The sequence below is a fragment of the uncultured Allobosea sp. genome, from assembly GCF_945956895.1.
GTDB lineage: Bacteria > Pseudomonadota > Alphaproteobacteria > Rhizobiales > Beijerinckiaceae > Allobosea.
On the sequence record NZ_CAMFJF010000002.1, the window covers coordinates 86284 to 106194 of the forward strand.

Annotated in this window: 19 protein-coding genes; all 19 read right to left on the reverse strand. The window is 65.2% G+C overall.

Going from position 1 to position 19911, the window contains the following annotated elements:
* On the reverse strand, nucleotides 1-405 hold the full coding sequence (gene mce / locus Q0Q02_RS01830; RefSeq protein ID WP_293806368.1) for a methylmalonyl-CoA epimerase: 405 nt from the start codon (nucleotides 403-405) through the stop codon (nucleotides 1-3).
* A 169-nt stretch (nucleotides 406-574) separates the two neighbouring features.
* On the reverse strand, nucleotides 575-2245 hold the full coding sequence (locus Q0Q02_RS01835; protein ID WP_293806370.1) for a ribonuclease J: 1671 nt from the start codon (nucleotides 2243-2245) through the stop codon (nucleotides 575-577).
* Between the two features lie 235 nt (nucleotides 2246-2480).
* Nucleotides 2481-3245 (reverse strand): biotin--[acetyl-CoA-carboxylase] ligase, encoded by a 765-nt coding sequence (locus Q0Q02_RS01840; protein ID WP_293806372.1) that lies wholly within the window; start codon nucleotides 3243-3245, stop codon nucleotides 2481-2483.
* A gap of 112 nt (nucleotides 3246-3357) precedes the next feature.
* Entirely contained in the window at nucleotides 3358-4785 is a 1428-nt protein-coding gene (gene nuoN, locus Q0Q02_RS01845; protein WP_293806374.1) for an NADH-quinone oxidoreductase subunit NuoN, read from the reverse strand.
* A 9-nt stretch (nucleotides 4786-4794) separates the two neighbouring features.
* Nucleotides 4795-6306 carry an NADH-quinone oxidoreductase subunit M gene (locus Q0Q02_RS01850; RefSeq protein WP_293806622.1) on the reverse strand — a complete coding sequence of 504 codons (1512 nt, stop codon included), beginning with the start codon at nucleotides 6304-6306 and terminating at the stop codon, nucleotides 4795-4797.
* A 4-nt stretch (nucleotides 6307-6310) separates the two neighbouring features.
* Complete coding sequence (gene nuoL, locus Q0Q02_RS01855; RefSeq protein ID WP_293806375.1) at nucleotides 6311-8338, reverse strand: NADH-quinone oxidoreductase subunit L; 2028 nt, start codon at nucleotides 8336-8338, stop codon at nucleotides 6311-6313.
* Between the two features lie 29 nt (nucleotides 8339-8367).
* Nucleotides 8368-8676, reverse strand: coding sequence for an NADH-quinone oxidoreductase subunit NuoK (gene nuoK / locus Q0Q02_RS01860; protein ID WP_061968159.1), 309 nt, complete (start codon nucleotides 8674-8676; stop codon nucleotides 8368-8370).
* Complete coding sequence (locus Q0Q02_RS01865) at nucleotides 8676-9299, reverse strand: NADH-quinone oxidoreductase subunit J (RefSeq protein ID WP_293806378.1); 624 nt, start codon at nucleotides 9297-9299, stop codon at nucleotides 8676-8678. Before Q0Q02_RS01865 ends, nuoK begins: the two co-directional genes overlap by 1 nt.
* A 277-nt stretch (nucleotides 9300-9576) precedes the next feature.
* Nucleotides 9577-10065, reverse strand: a complete 489-nt coding sequence (gene nuoI, locus Q0Q02_RS01870; protein WP_038367698.1) for an NADH-quinone oxidoreductase subunit NuoI — start codon at nucleotides 10063-10065, stop codon at nucleotides 9577-9579.
* Between the two features lie 20 nt (nucleotides 10066-10085).
* Nucleotides 10086-10322 carry a hypothetical protein gene (locus Q0Q02_RS01875; RefSeq protein WP_293806381.1) on the reverse strand — a complete coding sequence of 79 codons (237 nt, stop codon included), beginning with the start codon at nucleotides 10320-10322 and terminating at the stop codon, nucleotides 10086-10088.
* A 190-nt stretch (nucleotides 10323-10512) separates the two neighbouring features.
* On the reverse strand, nucleotides 10513-11565 hold the full coding sequence (gene nuoH / locus Q0Q02_RS01880; protein ID WP_293806383.1) for an NADH-quinone oxidoreductase subunit NuoH: 1053 nt from the start codon (nucleotides 11563-11565) through the stop codon (nucleotides 10513-10515).
* Nucleotides 11566-11571: 6 nt separating this feature from the next.
* A complete protein-coding gene (nuoG, locus tag Q0Q02_RS01885; protein ID WP_293806385.1) occupies nucleotides 11572-13635 on the reverse strand; it encodes an NADH-quinone oxidoreductase subunit NuoG in 2064 nt (687 codons plus the stop codon).
* 4 nt (nucleotides 13636-13639) lie between these two features.
* Complete coding sequence (gene nuoF, locus Q0Q02_RS01890) at nucleotides 13640-14944, reverse strand: NADH-quinone oxidoreductase subunit NuoF (protein WP_293806387.1); 1305 nt, start codon at nucleotides 14942-14944, stop codon at nucleotides 13640-13642.
* 11 nt (nucleotides 14945-14955) lie between these two features.
* Entirely contained in the window at nucleotides 14956-16152 is a 1197-nt protein-coding gene (gene nuoE / locus Q0Q02_RS01895; RefSeq protein ID WP_293806389.1) for an NADH-quinone oxidoreductase subunit NuoE, read from the reverse strand.
* A 399-nt stretch (nucleotides 16153-16551) separates the two neighbouring features.
* Nucleotides 16552-17742: an NADH-quinone oxidoreductase subunit D gene (locus tag Q0Q02_RS01900; RefSeq protein WP_199092713.1), complete on the reverse strand. Its 1191-nt coding sequence runs from the start codon at nucleotides 17740-17742 to the stop codon at nucleotides 16552-16554.
* Complete coding sequence (locus Q0Q02_RS01905) at nucleotides 17739-18179, reverse strand: GFA family protein (RefSeq protein WP_293806390.1); 441 nt, start codon at nucleotides 18177-18179, stop codon at nucleotides 17739-17741. The genes Q0Q02_RS01900 and Q0Q02_RS01905 overlap by 4 nt, the downstream gene beginning before the upstream one ends.
* Complete coding sequence (locus Q0Q02_RS01910) at nucleotides 18179-18784, reverse strand: NADH-quinone oxidoreductase subunit C (RefSeq protein ID WP_293806391.1); 606 nt, start codon at nucleotides 18782-18784, stop codon at nucleotides 18179-18181. The genes Q0Q02_RS01905 and Q0Q02_RS01910 overlap by 1 nt, the downstream gene beginning before the upstream one ends.
* A 41-nt stretch (nucleotides 18785-18825) precedes the next feature.
* Entirely contained in the window at nucleotides 18826-19410 is a 585-nt protein-coding gene (locus Q0Q02_RS01915) for an NADH-quinone oxidoreductase subunit B family protein (protein WP_173046135.1), read from the reverse strand.
* A gap of 65 nt (nucleotides 19411-19475) precedes the next feature.
* A complete protein-coding gene (locus Q0Q02_RS01920; RefSeq protein WP_173049551.1) occupies nucleotides 19476-19841 on the reverse strand; it encodes an NADH-quinone oxidoreductase subunit A in 366 nt (121 codons plus the stop codon).
* Nucleotides 19842-19911: the final 70 nt, after the last annotated feature.

Here is a 19911-nt window from a genome sequence, read left to right on the forward strand (position 1 = left end):
TCAGGCCTGTTCCAATTCGACCAGCGTGCCGAGGAAATCCTTGGGGTGCAGAAACAGCACCGGCTTGCCATGGGCGCCGATGCGCGGCTCACCGGAGCCGAGCACGCGGGCACCCTGCGCCTTCAGCCGATCGCGCGCCGCCAGGATGTCGTCGACCTCGTAGCAGATGTGGTGGATGCCGCCATCAGGGTTGCGCTCGATGAACTTGGCGATCGGCGAGTCGGCGCCGAGCGGCTCCAGCAACTCGATCTTGGTGTTCGGCAATTCGACGAAGACAACGGTGACGCCGTGCTCGGGCTCGGCCTGCGGCTGCGAGACGCGGGCGCCCAGCGTGTCGCGATAGAGCGCCGTCGAGGCTTCGAGGTCCTTCACCGCAATGGCGACGTGGTTCAGGCGTCCGATCATGTCTCTCTTCCCGATCACATCCGTTCAACACAGAAACACGGCGTCATCCCGGACGAGCCGCGACGCGGCGCCGATCCGTGATCCATGCCTGAACCGTTCCGGCATGGATCCCGGGTCTTCGCTTCGCTACGCCCGGGATGACAGTGTGTGGTTCATTTGGGAGCGTACCCTACACCTCGACCACCAGCGCATGCACGAGCGGCTTCTTGCCCCACTCCTCGTTGACCGCGCTGCGCACACCGCGCTCCAGCGCATTGCGCAGGGCCTCGGGATCACGCCGGCGGGCCTTGGGGATATTGTCGAGGAGATCGCCGACGGTGTCGGCGACGAACTCGTCGAAATCGGTGCCGTCGCGGGTGCGCGGCGGCAGGCCGAGCACGGCGATCTCCGGCTCGCCGGAGATGCCGCCCTTCTCGTCGATCGCGACCGCGATCGAGACGACGCCGGCAAAGGACAGGCGGCGGCGCTCCTGGATCGTCCGCTCCAGCGCGTTCACCAGCAGCGAGCCGTCCTGATAGAGCCGGCCATGCGGAGCCTCGTCGATCTTGCGGGCGCCCTCGGCCGAGATCGCGACGACGTCGCCATTGCCGGCGCACAGGACATGCTTGACGCCGAGGCTGCGGGCAAAGGTTTCGTGCTCGGCGAGATGCAGGTCCTCGCCATGGGCGGGGATCGCGATCTGCGGCTTCAGCCAGCCATAGAGCCGCGCCATCTCCTCGCGGCGCGGATGGCCGGAGACATGGACCAGATGGGTCCGGTCCGTGATGATCTCGATCTTGTCGCGGGCGAGTGCGTTCAGGATGTTGCCGACCGACTTCTCGTTGCCGGGAATGGTGCGCGACGAGAAGATCACGCGGTCGCCGGGCGAGAGCGCGATCTCGGGATGATCGTCCGAAGCGATGCGCGAAAGCGCGGCGCGCGGCTCGCCCTGGCTGCCGGTGAGCAGCGCCACGACCTTGTCGCGCGGCAGGTAGCCATAGGCATCGACCGGGCGAAAACCGGGGATGCCGTCGAGATAGCCGCATTCGCGGGCGACATCGATGACACGGTCCATGGCGCGGCCGACGACCACGACCTCGCGCTGATCAGCCATCGCCGCCTCGGCGACCGCGCGCAAGCGGGCGACGTTCGAAGCGAAGGTGGTGACTGCGACGCGGCCCGGCGCCGAATGAACCAGCTCCTTCAGCTTTGCGGCGACATCCGCCTCGCTCGGGCTGATGCCGTCGCGCATGACGTTGGTCGAGTCGCAGACCAGCGCGAGAACGCCCTCCTCGCCAAGCTCGCGCAGACGCTTCTCGTCGGTCGGCAGGCCAACCTGCGGCGTGGGGTCAATCTTCCAGTCGCCGGTATGGACGACAAGGCCGACCGGCGTGCGGATGGCGAGCGCGTTCGATTCCGGGATCGAGTGGGCCACCGGCACAAACTCGATGTCGAAGGGGCCGAGCGTGATCGCCCCACGCTGCGGCACGACATTGATCTCGACATTCGGCGCGCCGGGCTCGGAGAGGCGGCGGGTGGCGAGGAGGCCGGCGGCGAAGCGCGTGCAGTAGACCGGCGCGCGCAACGAGGGCCAGAGCGCGGCGAGCGCGCCGATATGATCCTCATGGGCGTGGGTGATGACGATGCCGAGGAGGTTCGCCCGCTCCTCGATGATGTAACGCAGGTCGGGCAGGACGATATCGACGCCCGGCGCCTCCGGCCCGGCGAAGGACAGGCCGCAATCAACCAGGATCCACTTTCGTCGCCCCTCGGGCCCGAAGCCGTAAAGAGCGGCGTTCATGCCGATCTCGCCGAGGCCGCCGAGGGGAACGAAGACAAGCTGGTCGGAGGAGCGGGTCACGGGGTATCCTTGATAATCGGCAGGCGTTGCAGCCCTAACATGGCGCGCGGCGCGCCTCCATAGCGGCAAGCTCATCCGTCCGTTGGCATGAGCTCACCCGTCATTGCGAGGAACGGAGCGACGAAGCAATCCAGGGAGACCAGGTTGAACGTATCAGCCAAGTCCCCCTGGATTGCTTCGCGGAGCCTGTCCTTGGGCTTGCCGAAGGCAAGACCCGAGGGCTCGCAATGACGGTTCAACCCTGCCGGGGCGGGCCGAAGAAGAGGTCACCGGCATCGATCACGCGGCGGCCGGTTCCGGTTTCGAGTTCGAGGCGCCCGGTCGGGTCGAGGCCGATGAAGATGCCGGTGAGCGGCCCTTCGGGCAGGCGGATGGTGATGGTCTCGCCGAGGAAGGCGGCGCGTTCCAGCCAGGCGGCGCGGATCGGCCCGAAGCCACCGGGTTGCGACCAGATGGCAAAGCGCTGCGCAAAGGCATCGCTCAGCCCCGTCAGCATGGCCTCGACAGTAGCTTGCGGCGCCGCGGTCTTGAGGAAGGTCGCGGGGTACGGCGTGTCCGTCGGGCAGGACGCGATGTTGACGCCGCAGCCGACGATGATGTTGAGCCGCCCTGCCCGGCTCTCGCCTTCCAGCAGCAGGCCGGAGGTCTTGGCTCGGTCGAGGAGCAGGTCGTTCGGCCATTTCAGTCTGAGGCCGGAAGCGGCCTCGCCAAGCAGCTTCGAAGCGGCATCGTGCAGGGCGAGCCCCACGACGAAACCGAGCTGCGGCGCCAAGGCCGGTTCGCACGGATCAGTCAGCAGCAGGCTGGCGTAGAGATTGCCGGGCGGAGAGCCCCATTGCCGGCCATGGCGCCCGCGGCCGGCATTCTGGCTGCGGGCGACGATCCAGAGCTTGCCCGGCTCGCCCTGATCGAGCGCGCGGCGGGCCTCCTCCATGGTGGAGCCGACCTCGTCGCGGATGATCAGACGATAGCCCGCGGCGCGAGCGGTCTCACCGAGCATGGGAAAACCCTGCCAGACGCAGGCCGTCATTCTCGGGCGGAGCGCAGCGAAGACCCGAGAATCTCTGGCAGGAGATGCTCGGGTCAAGCCCGAGCATGACGGAGCTCTTCACTTAGAACAGCGACTTGGCCGCGGCGGCCGCCGAGTCGAAGAGCGGCGCCGGCACCAGCGACAGCACCAGCACAAAGATCGCAGAGACCAGCAGAACCGTGCGCACGCCGAGATCCGACTTTTCGAAGGCCGGCTTCGGTTCGTCGAAATACATCACCTTGACGAGCCGCAGGTAATAATAGGCGCCCACGACGCTGGTCAGCACGCCGATGACGGCAAGCACATAGAGCTTCGCGTTGATCGCGGCGAGGAAGACGTACCATTTCGCCCAGAAGCCGGCGAGCGGCGGGATGCCGGCGAGCGAGAACATCATCATCGACATCGCGAAGGCCATCCAGCCATTGGTACGGGACAGGCCGGCCAGCTCCGAGATGTCCTCGACCAGCTTGCCGTCGCGACGCATCATCAGCACGCAGGCGAAGGCGGCGAGCGTCGTGGCGAGATAGATCGCCATATAGGTCATCACGCCCTGCACGCCGTCCGGCGTGCCGGCCGCAAGGCCGACCAGCGCATAACCCATGTTCGCGATCGAGGAATAGGCGAGCAGGCGCTTGATGTTGCGCTGGCCGATCGCGGCGAAGGCGCCGAGCGCCATCGAGGCGATCGAGATGAAGACGATGATCTGGCGCCAGTCATGGATCGCGCCCGGGAAGGCGCCGATGAAGACGCGGATCACCATCGCCATGGCGGCCATCTTCGGGGCCGAGGCGAAGAAGGCGGCGACCGGGGTGGGCGCGCCCTCGTAGACATCCGGCGTCCACATGTGGAACGGCACGGCCGAAATCTTGAAGGCGACGCCGGCCGCGATGAAGACGATGCCGAAGATCAGTCCGATGCCGGCATGGCCGCCGGCCGTCGCAGCCGCGATACCGGGGAAGGTGATGGTGCCGGTGAAGCCATAGACCAGCGAGCCGCCATAGAGCAGCATGCCGGAAGAGAGCGCGCCGAGCACGAAATACTTCAGGCCGGCTTCCGTCGACTTGGCATTGTCGCGGTCGAAGGCGGCCACGACATAGAGCGCCAGCGACTGCAGTTCGAGGCCGACATAGAGGCTGATGAGATCGTTGGCCGAGATCATCATCATCATGCCGATGGTCGAAAGCACGACGAGGATCGGGAACTCGAAGCGCATCGTGCCCTGGCGGCGCAGCGTATCGGCCGAGAGCAGGATCGTGGCCCCGGCGCCCAGAAGCGTCAGCACCTTCATGAAGCGGCCGAAGCCGTCGGCGATGAAGCCGTTATTGAAGGTCAGCAGCTTGCCGGTGCCTGAGACGACCAGCGCCAGCGCGACCGCGAGCAGCGCCAGCGCCAGTCCTTCGAGCAGGCGCGTGGCGCGCTCGCCCTGGATCGCGCCGACCAGCACCATGGCGATGGCGCCGATGGCGAGGATGATTTCCGGCAGGGCCGGGCCGAGAGCGGGCAGAGCCATGGCGAGACCTTACTGCGCGACCGCCAGCGCCGTCTTCGCGACGGCGAGAGCTGCCTGATAGTTCTTGATGAGCGCCTCGGTCGGCGCCGCGAAGGCGTCGAGGATCTGGTGCGGCTGGACGCCGTACCAGATCGTCAGCAGGACGAGCGGGACCAGGATCAAGGCCTCACGGCCGCTCAGGTCCTTGATGTCCTTCAGCTCCGGCTTGACGAGTTCGCCGAAGACGACGCGGCGATAGAGCCAGAGCGCGTAGGCAGCCGAGAGGATGACGCCGGAGGTCGCGAAGAAAGCGACCCAGGGATTGGCACGGAAGGCGCCGAGCAGCGTCAGAAACTCGCCGACGAAGCCGGAGGTGCCGGGCAGGCCGACATTCGCCATGGTGAAGACCATGAAGACCACGGCATAGGCCGGCATGCGGTTCACCAGGCCGCCATAGGCCGCGATCTCGCGGGTATGCATGCGATCGTAGATCACGCCGACGCAGAGGAAGAGCGCACCCGAGACCAGGCCGTGGCTGACCATCTGGTACATCGCGCCCTGGATGCCCTGCGGCGTCAGGGTGAAGAGGCCCATCGTCACGAAGCCCATATGGGCGACGGAGGAATAGGCGATCAGCTTCTTCATGTCCTCCTGCATCAGCGCCACCAGCGAGGTGTAGACGATGGCGATGACAGAGAGGGCGAAGACCAGCGGCGCGAACAGTGCCGAGGCTTCCGGGAACATCGGGATCGAGAAGCGGATGAAGCCGTAGCCACCCATCTTCAGCAGGATCGCCGCCAGGATGACAGAACCCGCCGTCGGCGCCTCGACGTGCGCGTCCGGCAACCAGGTGTGGACCGGCCACATCGGCATCTTCACCGCGAAGGAGGCGAAGAAGGCGAGCCACAGCCAGAGCTGCATCTGCGACGGGAACTTGTGCGCCAGCAGCGTCGGGATGTCGGTCGTGCCGGCGTTCCAGTACATCGCCATCACGGCCAGCAGCATCAGCACCGAGCCGAGCAGCGTGTAGAGGAAGAACTTGTAGGAGGCGTAGACGCGCCGCTTGCCGCCCCAGATGCCGATGATCAGGAACATCGGGATCAGGCCTGCCTCGAAGAACAGGTAGAACAGCACGAGGTCGAGCGCCGCGAAGACGCCGATCATTAGCGCTTCCAGGACGAGGAACGCGATCATGTACTCGCGCACCCGCTTCTCGACCGAGGTCCAGGAGGCGAGGATGCAGAACGGCATCAGGAAGGCCGTCAGCACGATGAAAGGGAAGGAGAACCCGTCGACGCCGAGCTTGAACCTGATGGCGTCCGAAACCCAGCCATGGGTCTCGACCATCTGGAAGCCGGGATTGGCGACGTCGAAGCGATTCCACGCCACGCAGGCGAGCAGGAAGGTCAGGACCGTCGTGAACAGCGCGATCCAGCGTGCATTGGAATCGACGGCCGACTGATCGCCGCGCTGCACCAGGATCAGGGCAGCGCCGACCAGCGGCAGGACCAGAAGACCGGTGAGGATACCGAAACCCAACATCATCTCACCCGCGCGCCACGAGATACCAGGTCACGAGCCCAGCGACGCCGATCAGCATGGCGAAGGCATAGTGATAGAGGTAGCCGGTCTGCAGCCGGACCACCCGATTGGTGACGTCGACCACACGGGCCGAGACGCCGTCCGGACCGAAACCGTCGATGACGAAGCCATCGCCCTTCTTCCAGAGGAAGCGGCCGAGCCATTTCGACGGACGCACGAACAGGAAGTCGTAGAGCTCGTCGAAATACCACTTGTTGAGCAGGAACTGGTAGAGTGCCGGGTTGGCGGCCGCCAGCTTGCCCGGAATCTCCGGCCAGCGGACATACATCAGATAGGCCAGCACGAAGCCGATCAGCATCGCCGCGAAGGGCGAGAATGCGACCCAGGTCGGCACTTCGTGCATGGTATGCAGGATGTGGTTGTCCTTGCCCATGAACAGGGCCGACTTCCAGAAATGCTCGAAGTCGTGGCCGATAAAGGCCTCCTTGAAGACGACGCCGGCCAAGATCGCGCCGATCGACAGCACGACGAGCGGGAGCAGCATCACCCAGGGGCTCTCATGCGGCGTGTGGTCATGGCCGTGGCCGTGATCGTCGTGACCGTGAGCAGCATGGGCGTGATCGTCATGGCCGTGGCCATGCGATTCGTGGCCATGGCCCCAGCGCGGCGCGCCCTCGAAGGTCATGAAATAGAGCCGCCAGGAGTAGAACGAGGTCATGCAGGCCGCGACGACCAGAAGGATGAAGGCATAGGACGAGGCGAAGCCGCCATGGCCCACCGAGGCATAGGCGCTCTCGACGATCGCATCTTTCGAGAAGAAGCCGGCGAAGCCGAAGATCGTGCCGGGAATGCCGACGCCGGTCAGGGCCAGCGTGCCGATCGTCATCGCGGCGGCAGTGATCGGGATATGCTTCCTGAGGCCGCCCATATGGCGCATGTCCTGCTCGTGATGCATCGCGTGGATGACCGAGCCCGCCCCCAAAAAGAGCAGCGCCTTGAAGAAGGCGTGCGTGAAGAGATGGAAGATGCCAGCGCCGTAATTGCCGACGCCGAGCGCCACGAACATGTAGCCGAGCTGCGAGCAGGTCGAATAGGCGATGACGCGCTTGATATCGTTCTGCACGAGGCCGACCGTCGCCGCGAAGAAGGCGGTGGTGGCGCCGATGACGACGACGACGGCGAGCGCGACCGGCGCGTACTCGAAGATCGGCGACAGGCGCGCGACCATGAAGACGCCGGCGGTGACCATGGTCGCGGCATGGATCAGCGCCGAGACCGGGGTCGGGCCTTCCATCGCGTCCGGCAGCCAGGTGTGCAGCAGGAACTGCGCCGACTTGCCCATGGCGCCCATGAAGAGCAGCAGGCAGGTCAGCGTCAGCGCGTTCCAGTCATAGCCGAGGAAGCGGAAGCTCTGGTTCACCAGCTCGCCGGCGCGCGGGAAGATCGCGTCGAAGGCGACCGAGCCGAACAGCACGAAGACGAGGAAGATGCCGAGCGAGAAGCCGAAATCGCCGACGCGGTTGACGATGAAGGCCTTCATCGCGGCCGCATTGGCCGAGGGCTTCTGGTACCAGAAGCCGATCAGCAGATAGGAGGCGAGACCGACGCCTTCCCAGCCGAAGAACATCTGGACGAGGTTGTCCGACGTCACCAGCATCAGCATCGCGAAAGTGAAGAGCGACAGATAGGCGAAGAAGCGCGGACGATGCGGATCCTCGCTCATATAGCCGATCGAATAGAGGTGCACGAGGCTGGAGACCGTGTTGACCACGACCAGCATCACCGCCGTCAGCGTGTCGATGCGGAAGGCCCAGTCGACCTGCAACTGGCCGGACGAAATCCAGCTCGCGACCTGCACGCGCGTCGTGCCGGAGCCGAAGCCGACATTGATGAAGGCGACCCAGGACAAGACGGCGGAGACGATCAGCAGCGAGGTCGTGACGATCTCGGAGCCGCGCGCGCCGATCAGCCGGCCGAACAGGCCGGCGATCAGGAAGCCGATGAGAGGGAGGAAGACGATCAGGTGATACATGGCAGTGAGGTCCAGGCGCAGGGGCGCGCTCAGCCTTTCATCATGTTGATGTCTTCCACCGCGATCGTGCCGCGGTTGCGGAAGTAGACGACGAGGATAGCGAGGCCGATCGCGGCCTCAGCCGCCGCCACCGTGAGCACGAGCAGCGCGAAGACCTGGCCGACGATGTCGTTCAGGAAGCTCGAGAAGGCGACGAAGTTCAGGTTGACGGAGAGCAGGATGAGCTCGACCGACATCAGGATGACGATGACATTCTTGCGGTTGATGAAGATGCCGAGCACGCCGAGCGTGAACAGGATAGCACTGACGGCGAGATAGTGGCCCAGTCCGATCGTCATCACGCCATCTCCTCGGGAACGCCGGCGCGCGAAGGCACCTGCTTGACCGCCATCGCCGCGTCCTTGGTGCGGGCGTTCTGCGTCGGGACGTGCTGGCGCTTGATGCCGGGACGGTCGCGCAGGGTCAGCACGATCGCGCCGATCATGGCGACGAGCAGCACGAGGCCGGCCGCCTGGAAGTAGTAGACATACTGGGTGTAGAGCACGCGGCCGAGCGCCTCGGTGTTCGAGACATTGGCCGGGATCGCGGCGATCGGCGCCTTGACGATCTGCGGATCGATGACCCAGGCGCCGACCACCATCAGGAGCTCGACGGCGAAGATGAAGCCGATCAGCGCGCCGATCGGCAGGTAGTTGAGGAAGCCCTGGCGGAACTCGGCGAAATCGACGTCGAGCATCATCACCACGAAGAGGAAGAGCACCGCGACCGCGCCGACATAGACGACGACCAGCAGCATCGCGAGGAACTCGGCGCCGAGCAGCATGAACAGCCCGGCCGCGTTGACGAAGGCCAGGATCAGGTAGAGCACCGAATGCACGGGGTTGCGCGAGGTCACCACCATGAAGGCGGATGCCACGGTCACCCCTGCGAAGAGATAGAAGAAAGCCGCTGCGGCATTCATCTCGGCCAGCCCTTCCCGCCCCTTTTCGGCGCGGTCCTCGTTTGGTTCGTACTCCGGGACTCAACGGACCCCGAGCAATTTGGAGCGTCTATAATCAGGCCCGCCGGGCGGGACAACCGCGCGGCGGGTCTGTGAACTCAATCGCGCCCTGCAACGTCATCCCGGGCAAGCGAAGCGCAGACCCGGGATCCATCGTAAAGCGCCGTTCCCTCCGATGGATCCCGGATCGGCGCCGCTTCGCGGCTTGTCCGGGATGACGCCGGAGAGGCAAATCATCTCACCGATAGGGAGCGTCCATCGCGATGTTGCGCGCGATCTCGCGTTCCCAGCGCGCGCCGTTCGCGAGCAGCTTGTCCTTGTCGTAGAACAGCTCCTCGCGGGTCTCGGTCGCGAACTCGAAATTCGGCCCCTCGACGATGGCATCGACCGGGCAGGCTTCCTGGCAGAAGCCGCAGTAGATGCACTTGGTCATGTCGATGTCGTAACGGGTGGTGCGGCGCGTGCCGTCGTTGCGGCGCGGGCCGGCCTCGATGGTGATGGCCTGCGCCGGGCAGATCGCCTCGCAGAGCTTGCAGGCGATGCAGCGTTCCTCGCCGTTCGGATAGCGGCGCAAGGCATGCTCGCCACGGAAGCGCGGCGAGAGTTGGCCCTTCTCGAACGGATAGTTCAGCGTCGCCTTCGGCTTGAAGAAATAGCGCATCGACAGGCCGATAGCCCCGACGAACTCCTTCAGCAGCAGGCCCCTTGCGGCTTGCGCGAGTGACATCGCCTTCGTCCTTTACATCCTCAGCCGAACACCGTCCGGCCGATCACGAAACCTAAAGTCGGCATCAAGCCGATCGTCATCACCACCAGCACCGCCCGCAGGATGCGGATGCGGCGCTCGTAATCGTCCTTCTCGGCCTCGGTCACCGAGCGATCCGTGCGCCGGAGCGCCCCGATCACCACGGCCGACATCAGCCGGTATTCCAGCAGGCCCAGGCCCAAGCCGATCACGGCGCCGACCAAACCCGCACTATTCATGGCGCCACCAGCCTGAGCCAGCCCACGCTCTTGTATCCGAGGAACCCACCGACGAAAGCCGCGATGGCGAGTTCACCAAACCCATCCGTAGGAGTGTAGCCCCATCGCCTGAACGCGAAGCCGACACAAACCACGTAACCTATTCCACCGACGATCATACCCACTGCCGGGCCCATGATCGCCGGGTTGATCATCCAGCGACCGGGCCCCAGCCCGTCAATTGCAGCACCAGTGCCACGATCACCACGCTACCGATCGACAGCGGCAGGAAGACCTTCCAGCCCAGGCGCATCAGCTGGTCGTAGCGGTAGCGCGGCACGAAGGCCTTCACCAGCGCGAACATGAAGAACACCAGGCAGACCTTGAGGGCGAACCAGAACACGCCGGGCAGCCAGGTGAAGGGCGGCAGCGCGACCGGGGGAGCCCAGCCACCGAGGAACAGGATCGTGGTCAGCGAGCACATGGTCATGATCGCCACGTATTCGCCGAGCATGAACAGCAGGTACGGGGTCGAGGAATACTCGACCATGAAACCCGCCACGAGCTCGGATTCGGCTTCTGCCAGATCGAAGGGCGGCCGGTTCGTCTCGGCCAGCGCCGAGACGAAGAAGACCACGAACATCGGGAAGAGCGGGATGAAGTACCAGTTCAGGATCGAGAGCCACGGCACGCCGAGCGCATGCGCCAGACCCCGGTTCGCTTGAGCCTCGACCACGGCCGAAAGGTTCAGCGAGCCGACGCAGAGCAGAACGGTGATGATGACGAAGCCGATCGAGACCTCGTAGGACACCATCTGCGCCGCCGAGCGGAGCGCGCTCATGAACGGGTATTTCGAGTTCGAGGCCCAGCCGGCCATGATGATGCCGTAGACGCCGAGCGAGGAGATCGCGAGGATGTAGAGCACGCCGACATTGATGTCGGCGATCGCCCAGCCTTCCGCCACCGGGATCACCGCCCAGGCGCCAAGCGCCAGCAGGCAGGAGATGAAGGGCGCCAGCAGGAAGATGCCCTTGTTGGCGCCGGACGGGATGATCGGCTCCTTGAGCGCGAACTTGATCAGATCCGCGAAGCTCTGGAACAGGCCCCAGGGTCCGACCACGTTCGGGCCGCGGCGGAGCTGCACCGCCGCCCAGACCTTGCGGTCGGCGAGCAGGATATAGGCGATGAAGACCAGCAGGCAGACCAGCAGCAGCAGGCTCTTGCCGAGGATGATCGCGATATCGAGGACGAGGTCCCAGTTCATGGCCGCTTACTCCGCCGCCTGCTGATGCCGGCCGGAGGCCAGCGCCGAGCATTCCGCCATGACGGCGGAGGCACGCGCGATCGGGTTGGTCTGATAGAAATCGGCAACGACGGGCGCGAAGCCCGCCTTGTCGGTCTTGCCGCCGAGGCCGGCGAGCTTGCCGATCTCCGAGGCATCGTTGACTGGGAGGCCGTCGAGCGCCGCGAAATGCGGATGCGCCTCATAGAGCGCCTTGCGCAGGCCGGACAGCGAGTCAAAAGGCAGCGTCTTGCCCAGCGTCGCCGAGAGCGCACGCAGGATCGCCCAATCCTCACGGGCATCGCCCGGCGGGAAGGTGGCGCGGTCGCCCATCTGCACACGGCCTTCCGTGTTCACATAGGTGCCGGACTTCTCGGTATAGGCGGCGCCCGGCAGGATGACGTCGGCGCGATGGGCGCCCTTGTCGCCATGCGTGCCCTGATAGATCACGAAGGCACCCTCCGGCACCTCGATCTCGTCGACGCCGAGCAGGAAGAGCACGTCGAGCGCGCCCGGCTTGACCATCGCAGCGGCGTCCAGACCACCCTCGCCCGGCACGAAGCCGAGATCGAGCGCACCGACGCGGGCAGCGGCGGTATGGATCACGCCGAAGCCGTTCCAGCCTTCGGTGACGGCGCCGAGTGCCTGCGCCGTCTTGGCGGCGAGCGAGAGCACGGCCTCGCCGTCAGCGCGGGCGAGAGCGCCCTGCCCGACCAGGACCATCGGCTTTCCGCCAGCGGCCTGGGCCGACTTCACGACATCGGCCAGCGTCTCCGGGCCAGCGCCGAGATAGTCGTAAGCGTAGGTCAGGTCGACCTTCTCGCCGATGAGGCTGATCTTGAAGTCGCCACGCAGCCAGCGCTTGCGGATGCGGGCGTTCAGGATCGGCGCCTCGCGGCGCGGGTTCGAGCCGATGATCAGCAGCGAGGTCGCATCCTCGATTCCGGCGATGCCGGCGTTGAGGACATAGGAGGCGCGGCCGAATTTCGGATGCAGCTTCGTGCCGTCCTGGCGGGCATCGAGATTGGCGGAACCGAGCGCCGCGATCAGCGCCTTGAGCGCGAACATGTCCTCGACGGCCGCGAGATCGCCGGCGATGGCACCGATCTTCTCAGGCGAGGCAGCCTTCACCTTGGCGGCGATGGCGGCGAAAGCCTCGTTCCAGCTCGCGGGACGCAGGCGGCCGTTCTCGCGGATATAGGGCCGGTCGAGACGCTGGGTCTTGAGGCCGTCGGCGACATGGCGGGTCTTGTCGGAGATCCACTCCTCGTTCACCGCCTCGTTGAGGCGGGGCAGGATGCGCATCACTTCCTTGCCGCGCGAGTCGACGCGGATGGCCGAGCCGACCGCGTCCATCACGTCGATGCTCTCGGTCTTGGAGAGCTCCCAGGGACGGGCCTTGTTCTGGTAGGGCTTCGAGGTCAGCGCTCCGACCGGGCAGAGATCGACGACGTTGCTCTGGAGCTCCGACGACATCGCCTGCTCGAGATAAGTCGTGATCTCCATGTCCTCGCCGCGGCCGATGGCGCCGAGATCGGAGGCGCCGGCAACCTCGGTGGTGAAGCGGACGCAGCGCGTGCACTGGATGCAACGCGTCATCGTCGTCTTGACCAGCGGGCCGATATACTTGTCCTCGACCGCGCGCTTGTTCTCGACATAGCGCGAGGTATCGGCGCCATAGGCCATCGCCTGGTCCTGCAGGTCGCACTCGCCGCCCTGGTCGCAGATCGGGCAATCGAGCGGGTGGTTGATGAGCAGGAACTCCATCACCCCTTCGCGGGCCTTCTTGACCATCGGCGACTTGGTCAGCACGACCGGCGGCTCGCCGTTCGGGCCGGGGCGCAGGTCGCGCACGCCGATGGCGCAGGAGGCCTGCGGCTTCGGCGGGCCACCCTTCACCTCGACGAGGCACATGCGGCAGTTGCCGGCGATCGAGAGGCGCTCGTGGAAGCAGAAGCGCGGCACCTCGACGCCTGCGGCCTCGCAGGCCTGGAGCACGGTGTACTCGGCGGGAACGTCGACCTCGATGCCGTCGATGAGGAGTTTCGTCATGGTCTCACTCCGCCGCCATCAGGCGCACAGGCTCGCTGTGCGGGTTGGCGGCATAGTCGTCGATGCGCTGCTCGATCTCGTGACGGAAATGCGCGATCAGGCCCTGGATCGGCCAGGCGGCGGCGTCGCCGAGCGCGCAGATCGTGTGGCCCTCGATCTGCTTGGTGACGTCGAGCAGCATGTCGATCTCGCGCTTCTGGGCGCGGCCCTCGGCCATGCGCTCCATGACGCGCCACATCCAGCCCGTGCCCTCTCGGCAGGGCGTGCACTGGCCGCAGCTCTCGTGCTTGTAGAAATGACTGATGCGGGCGATGGCGCGGACGATGTCGGTCGACTTGTCCATCACGATCACCGCCGCTGTGCCGAGGCCGGAGCGCAGCTTCGAGAGCGAGTCGAAATCCATCGGCGTGTCGATGATCTGCTCGGCCGGGACCATGCGCACCGAGGAACCGCCGGGGATGACCGCCTTGAGATTGTCCCAGCCGCCCCGGATGCCGCCGCAATGCTTGTCGATCAGCTCGCGGAAGGTCAGGCCCATCGCCTCTTCGACGTTGCAGGGCTTGTTCACATGGCCCGAGACGCAGAAGAGCTTGGTGCCGACATTGTTCGGCGTGCCGATCGAGGAAAACCAGGCGGCGCCGCGCCGCAGGATGGTCGGGGCGACCGCGATCGACTCGACGTTGTTCACCGTGGTCGGGCAGCCATAGAGGCCCATATTGGCCGGGAATGGCGGCTTCAGCCGCGGCATGCCCTTCTTGCCTTCGAGGCTCTCCAGCAGCGCCGTCTCTTCGCCGCAGATATAGGCGCCGGCACCGTGATGCACATAGAGATCAAAGGGATAGCCGTGGACATTGTCCTTGCCGATGAGCTTGGCCTCATAGGCCTCGTCGACGGCGCGCTGCAGCGCCTCGCGCTCCCGGACATATTCGCCGCGGATATAGATATAGGCGGCATGCGCGCCCATCGCGAAGGACGCGATCAGACAGCCCTCGACCAGCGTATGCGGGTCGTTGCGCATGATCTCGCGGTCCTTGCAGGTGCCCGGCTCCGACTCGTCGGCGTTCACGACGAGATAATGCGGACGCCCGTCGCTGACCTTGGGCATGAATGACCATTTCAGCCCGGTTGGGAAGCCGGCGCCGCCGCGGCCACGCAGGCCGGACTTCTTCATCTCGTCGATGATCCAGTCCCGGCCCTGCTCCAGGATGAACTTGGTACCATCCCAGGCGCCGCGCTGGATCGCACCCTTCAGGGTACGGTCATGCAGGCCGTAGAGATTGGTGAAGATGCGATCGCGATCTGCGAGCATGTCCTAGTGCCTCACTCTGCCGGCTTGTCGCCAAGCTTCGACTCCGGGCGCCAACCCGTCGCGAGCTTCTTCGACTGAGCAATCCAGTCGTCACGCAGCGCCCGCCCCTTGAAGCCGGTCAGCCGCGCATCGACCCAGGCGAGCTCCGCCGGTGTCCATTTGGCGATCTGGTCGTAATGCCAGACGCCCATCTCGTTGAGCATCTTGCCGAGCTTCGGCCCGACGCCCCAGATCAGTTCGAGATCGTCGCCCTTGCCACCGCGCGCGGCGGTGAGCAGTTCGGGCTTGCTCTCGTCGGTCGCGGGCTTCGAAGCCTCGGCGACATCCTTCTTATCGACCTTGCCCTTGGCGGCCGGCGTATCGTTCGCAGCGCTGGAGGGCTGTGTCGGCGCCGAAGGCTGCGGGCGAGCGGCAGCGGCCGTCTCGGTCGCAGGCTTGGTGGCTACGGCGGCCGGGGTCGCCTCGGCCTTCGTGGCCTCGGCTTCGGCAGCCTTCTTGGCTTCCGCTTCAGCAGCGGCCTTGGCAGCGGCGGCCTCAGCAGCGGCCTTGCGCTGCTCGACGATGCGCTTCTGCCAGTCGCCGGCGCCGATCATCGAGCCATCATAGAGTGCCTTGTCGGTCAGCGTCTGCGGGCCACCTTCCGGCTCGGAGCCGGTGCGGCCGTTCTGCGGGCCGGGCTTGGTGGCGCGGCCGTTGCGGAGATCGTCGAGGAGCTGGCGGAAATTGGCCGGTGTCAGGTCCTCGTAATAGTCGACATTGATCTGCGCCATCGGGGCGTTGCAGCAGGCGCCGAGGCACTCGACTTCGAGCCAGGAGAGCTTGCCGTCGGCGGTGACGGTCGATTGCGGGCCGATGACGTCCTCACAGACCTTCTTCAGCGCTTCCGCGCCGCGCAACGCGCAAGGCGTCGTGCCGCAGAGCTGGACGAAGAACTCGCCGACCGGCTGCAGATTGAACATGGTGTAGAAGGTCGCGACCTCCAGCACCCGCATCGGCGCCATGCCCAAGCGCTTCGCGACGGTCTCGATCACGGCGCGCGAGACCCAGCCCTCCTGCTCCTGCGCCTTCCACAGCAGCGGAATCACGGCGGAAGCCTGGCGGCCTTCCGGATACTTGGCGATCTGCTGGTCGATCCAGTTCTCGTTCGCCGCGGTGAAGGCGAAGGAAGCGGGCTGAACCGGATCAGGGGCGAGACGACGGACGGACATATCAGTACCTACCAGACCCTAGAGCCGCAAAAGCCTGAGGGCGCATCAAATTATAACAAGGAGTTCGAGCATCTATCACGCTTGAATGAACGCAAAACACGCCGATCTCCCCGAACTCCATGACCTCAACAATCGGAGGATGCGATAAAGGAACGATGCCAAGCCATTTTGTCTTGAACCCACGCTCCACATAGAACCCTTGGCACTTCGTGGATCTGTCATCAGTTATCCGCTGCCGGCATTGCTCTTCTAGCGAGACAGTACGCGGTGGAGGTTCGTTCGATTTCTGCTGCAACTCTTGGAGTTTGCCATAAATTCCTTGCGCAGCCCCGCTGCCGGCTCCGGCGCAAGCCAGGAAGCCAATAAGGGCTACGCGAGCTATGCAGCCGAATGCCGGCATCACCGATCGACCTCCCCGAAGACGATATCGAGGGAGCCGAGGATCGCGGAGACGTCGGCGAGCATGTGCTTGCGGCACATGAAATCCATGGCCTGGAGATGGGCGAAGCCCGGGGCCTTGATCTTGCAGCGATAGGGCTTGTTGGTGCCGTCGGAGACCAGATAGACGCCGAATTCGCCCTTCGGCGCCTCGACCGCGGCATAGACCTCGCCGGCCGGCACCTTGTAGCCCTCGGTATAGAGCTTGAAGTGGTGGATCAGCGCTTCCATCGAGCGCTTCATCTCGCCGCGCTTGGGCGGCACCATCTTGCCGTCAAGCGAGGAAACCGGGCCGCCGCCATCGGGCGCTAGCAGCTTGTCGCAGCACTGCTTCATGATGCGCACCGACTGGCGCATCTCTTCCATGCGGATGTGGTAGCGGTCGAAGCAGTCACCGTTCTTGCCGACGGGGATGTCGAATTCCATCTCCTCGTAGCACTCGTAGGGCTGCGACTTGCGCAGATCCCAAGGCGCGCCGGAGCCGCGCACCATCACGCCCGAGAAGCCCCATTTCCAGCAGGTTTCGAGATCGACCACGCCGATATCGACGTTGCGCTGCTTGAAGATGCGGTTGTCGCTGAGCAGGCCTTCGAGGTCGTCGCAGACCTTGAGGAACGGATCGCACCATTCGGCGATGTCGTGGATCAGCGAGACCGGGATGTCCTGGTGCACGCCGCCGGGACGGACATAGGCCGCGTGCATGCGCGCGCCGCAGGCCCGCTCGTAGAAGATCATCAGCTTCTCGCGCTCCTCGAAGCCCCAGAGCGGAGGCGTCAGCGCGCCGACGTCCATCGCCTGCGTGGTGACGTTCAAGAGATGCGAGAGGATGCGGCCGATCTCGGAATAGAGCACGCGGATGAGCTGGCCGCGACGCGGCACGGTCACGCCGACGAGGCGCTCGACCGCCAGCGCATAGGCATGCTCCTGGTTCATCGGCGCGACATAGTCGAGCCGGTCGAAATAAGGCACCGCCTGGAGATAGGTCTTGGCCTCGATCAGTTTCTCGGTGCCGCGATGCAGCAGGCCGATATGCGGATCGACGCGCTCGACGATCTCGCCGTCGAGCTCCAGCACGAGGCGCAGCACGCCGTGCGCGGCCGGGTGCTGCGGGCCGAAATTGATCGAGAAATTGCGGATATTGTGCTCGGTCATGACCGGCCTTCCTGCTGCGCCTGGAAGCGCGCCATCACTTCGGCACCCGTCAGCCGCGGGCGCTCGCCGGCGAAGGCATAGAGCGCCGGCTTTTCATCAATGAAAATCTCTTCGAGGAACTTGAACGGCCCAGTGTCGTCGAAGCTCTGGAAGGCCACGGCAACATGGCCCTCACCCTCGCGCAAGCGCCAGAACAGGCTCGAACCACAGTTGCGGCAGAACTGTCGCATCGCCCAGTCGGAGGAGACGTAGCTGCCGAGCTGGCTGTCGTCCTCGATGGTCACGTCGCCACAGGACACGGCCATGAAGACGCCACCGCTCCATTTCCGGCACATGCCGCAATGGCAAACGTCCATCTCGGCCTTCTCGGGCTTCGCGGTGAAGCGCACCGCGCCGCAGAGACAGCCGCCGGACAAAGGTTTGTGGCCGGACGCCATCACGCCCCCTTCGCCTTCTCGTCGCCCGGCAGCACGTAATCCGTGCCTTCCCAGGGCGAGAGGAAATCGAAGTTGCGGAATTCCTGGTTGAGCTTCACCGGCTCGTAGACGACGCGCTTCTGCTCGTCGTCGTAGCGGACCTCGACGAAGCCGGTCAGCGGGAAGTCCTTGCGCAGCGGATAACCCTCGAAGCCGTAATCGGTGAGGATGCGGCGCAGGTCCGGATGGCCGGAGAACAGGATGCCGTAGAAGTCGTAGGCCTCGCGTTCGAACCAGTTCGCCGCCGGGAAGACGTCGACAACGGAGGGGACGGGCGTCGCCTCGTCGGTCTGGACCTTCACGCGGATGCGGCGGTTATGGTGCGGCGCCAGCATATGGTAGACGACGTCGAAGCGCTTCTCGCGGCCGGGATAGTCGGCGCCGGCGATATCGGTGAAGTTCACGAAGCGGAAGCGCGGGTCGCTGTAGAGCGCGCGCAAGACCTCGACGATCGAAGCCGCCTCGGCATGGATCGTGAGTTCCTCGAAAGCGACGACCGCCTCCGTCACCGCGCCGGGCAGCGCAGCCTTGATCTCTTCGCCGAGTTTTACGAGCGCTTCGCTCATCGTCTCACCTTCATCGCCTGCAGCATCGACCGAAAGAGCGCTCAGCGCTCGATCGTGCCGGTGCGGCGGATCTTCTTCTGCAGCAGCAGGACGCCGTAAAGCAGCGCCTCGGCCGTCGGCGGGCAGCCCGGGACATAGATGTCGATCGGGACGATGCGGTCGCAGCCACGCACCACCGAGTAGCTGTAGTGGTAATAGCCGCCGCCATTGGCGCAGGAGCCCATCGAAATGACGTAGCGCGGCTCCGGCATCTGGTCGTAGACCTTGCGCAAAGCGGGGGCCATCTTGTTGGTCAGCGTGCCCGCGACGATCATCACGTCGGACTGGCGCGGAGAGGCGCGCGGCGCGAAGCCGAAGCGCTCGACGTCGTAGCGCGGCATCGAGAGCTGCATCATCTCGACGGCGCAGCAGGCCAGGCCAAACGTCATCCACATCAGCGAGCCGGTGCGGGCCCAGTTGATCAGGTCGTCGGTCGCGGTGACCAGGAAGCCCTTGTCGGCGAGCTCGTTGTTGATCTCGACGAAGAACGGATCACGCGCGCCCAACGGCTTGCCGTCGGGACCGAGCAAGCCCCTCGGCGCCTGCGCGACGAGCGGATCACCACGATCGATCGCTGTGACTGCCATGATCTAATCCTTGTGAACCTTTGCCTATCGGACCGGATGCGGAGCGCCGCCTCGCAACCCGACAGTCAGTCCCACTCCAGCGCGCCCTTGCGCCACTCGTAGATGAAACCCACGGTGAGCACGCCGAGAAAGACCATCATCGACCAGAAACCATACCAGCCGAGCCCGCCGAAGGCGACGGCCCAGGGGAACAGGAACGCGACCTCGAGATCGAAGATGATGAAGAGAATCGCGACCAGATAGAAGCGGACGTCGAACTTCATGCGGGCATCGTCGAAAGCGTTGAAGCCGCATTCATAGGCCGAGAGCTTCTCCGCGTCCGGCTTCGAATAGGCGATCGCGAAGGGCGCGATCAGCAGGGCCAGGCCGATGACCGCCGAGACGCCGATGAACAGCACCAGCGGCAGGTAATCGCTCAGAATGGAAGGCACCGTGGCAGCTTGCATGGTCGAACTCATTTCCGGCGGCCGTGGCGCGGCTCGCTGTCCCAGTCGCTTAGAC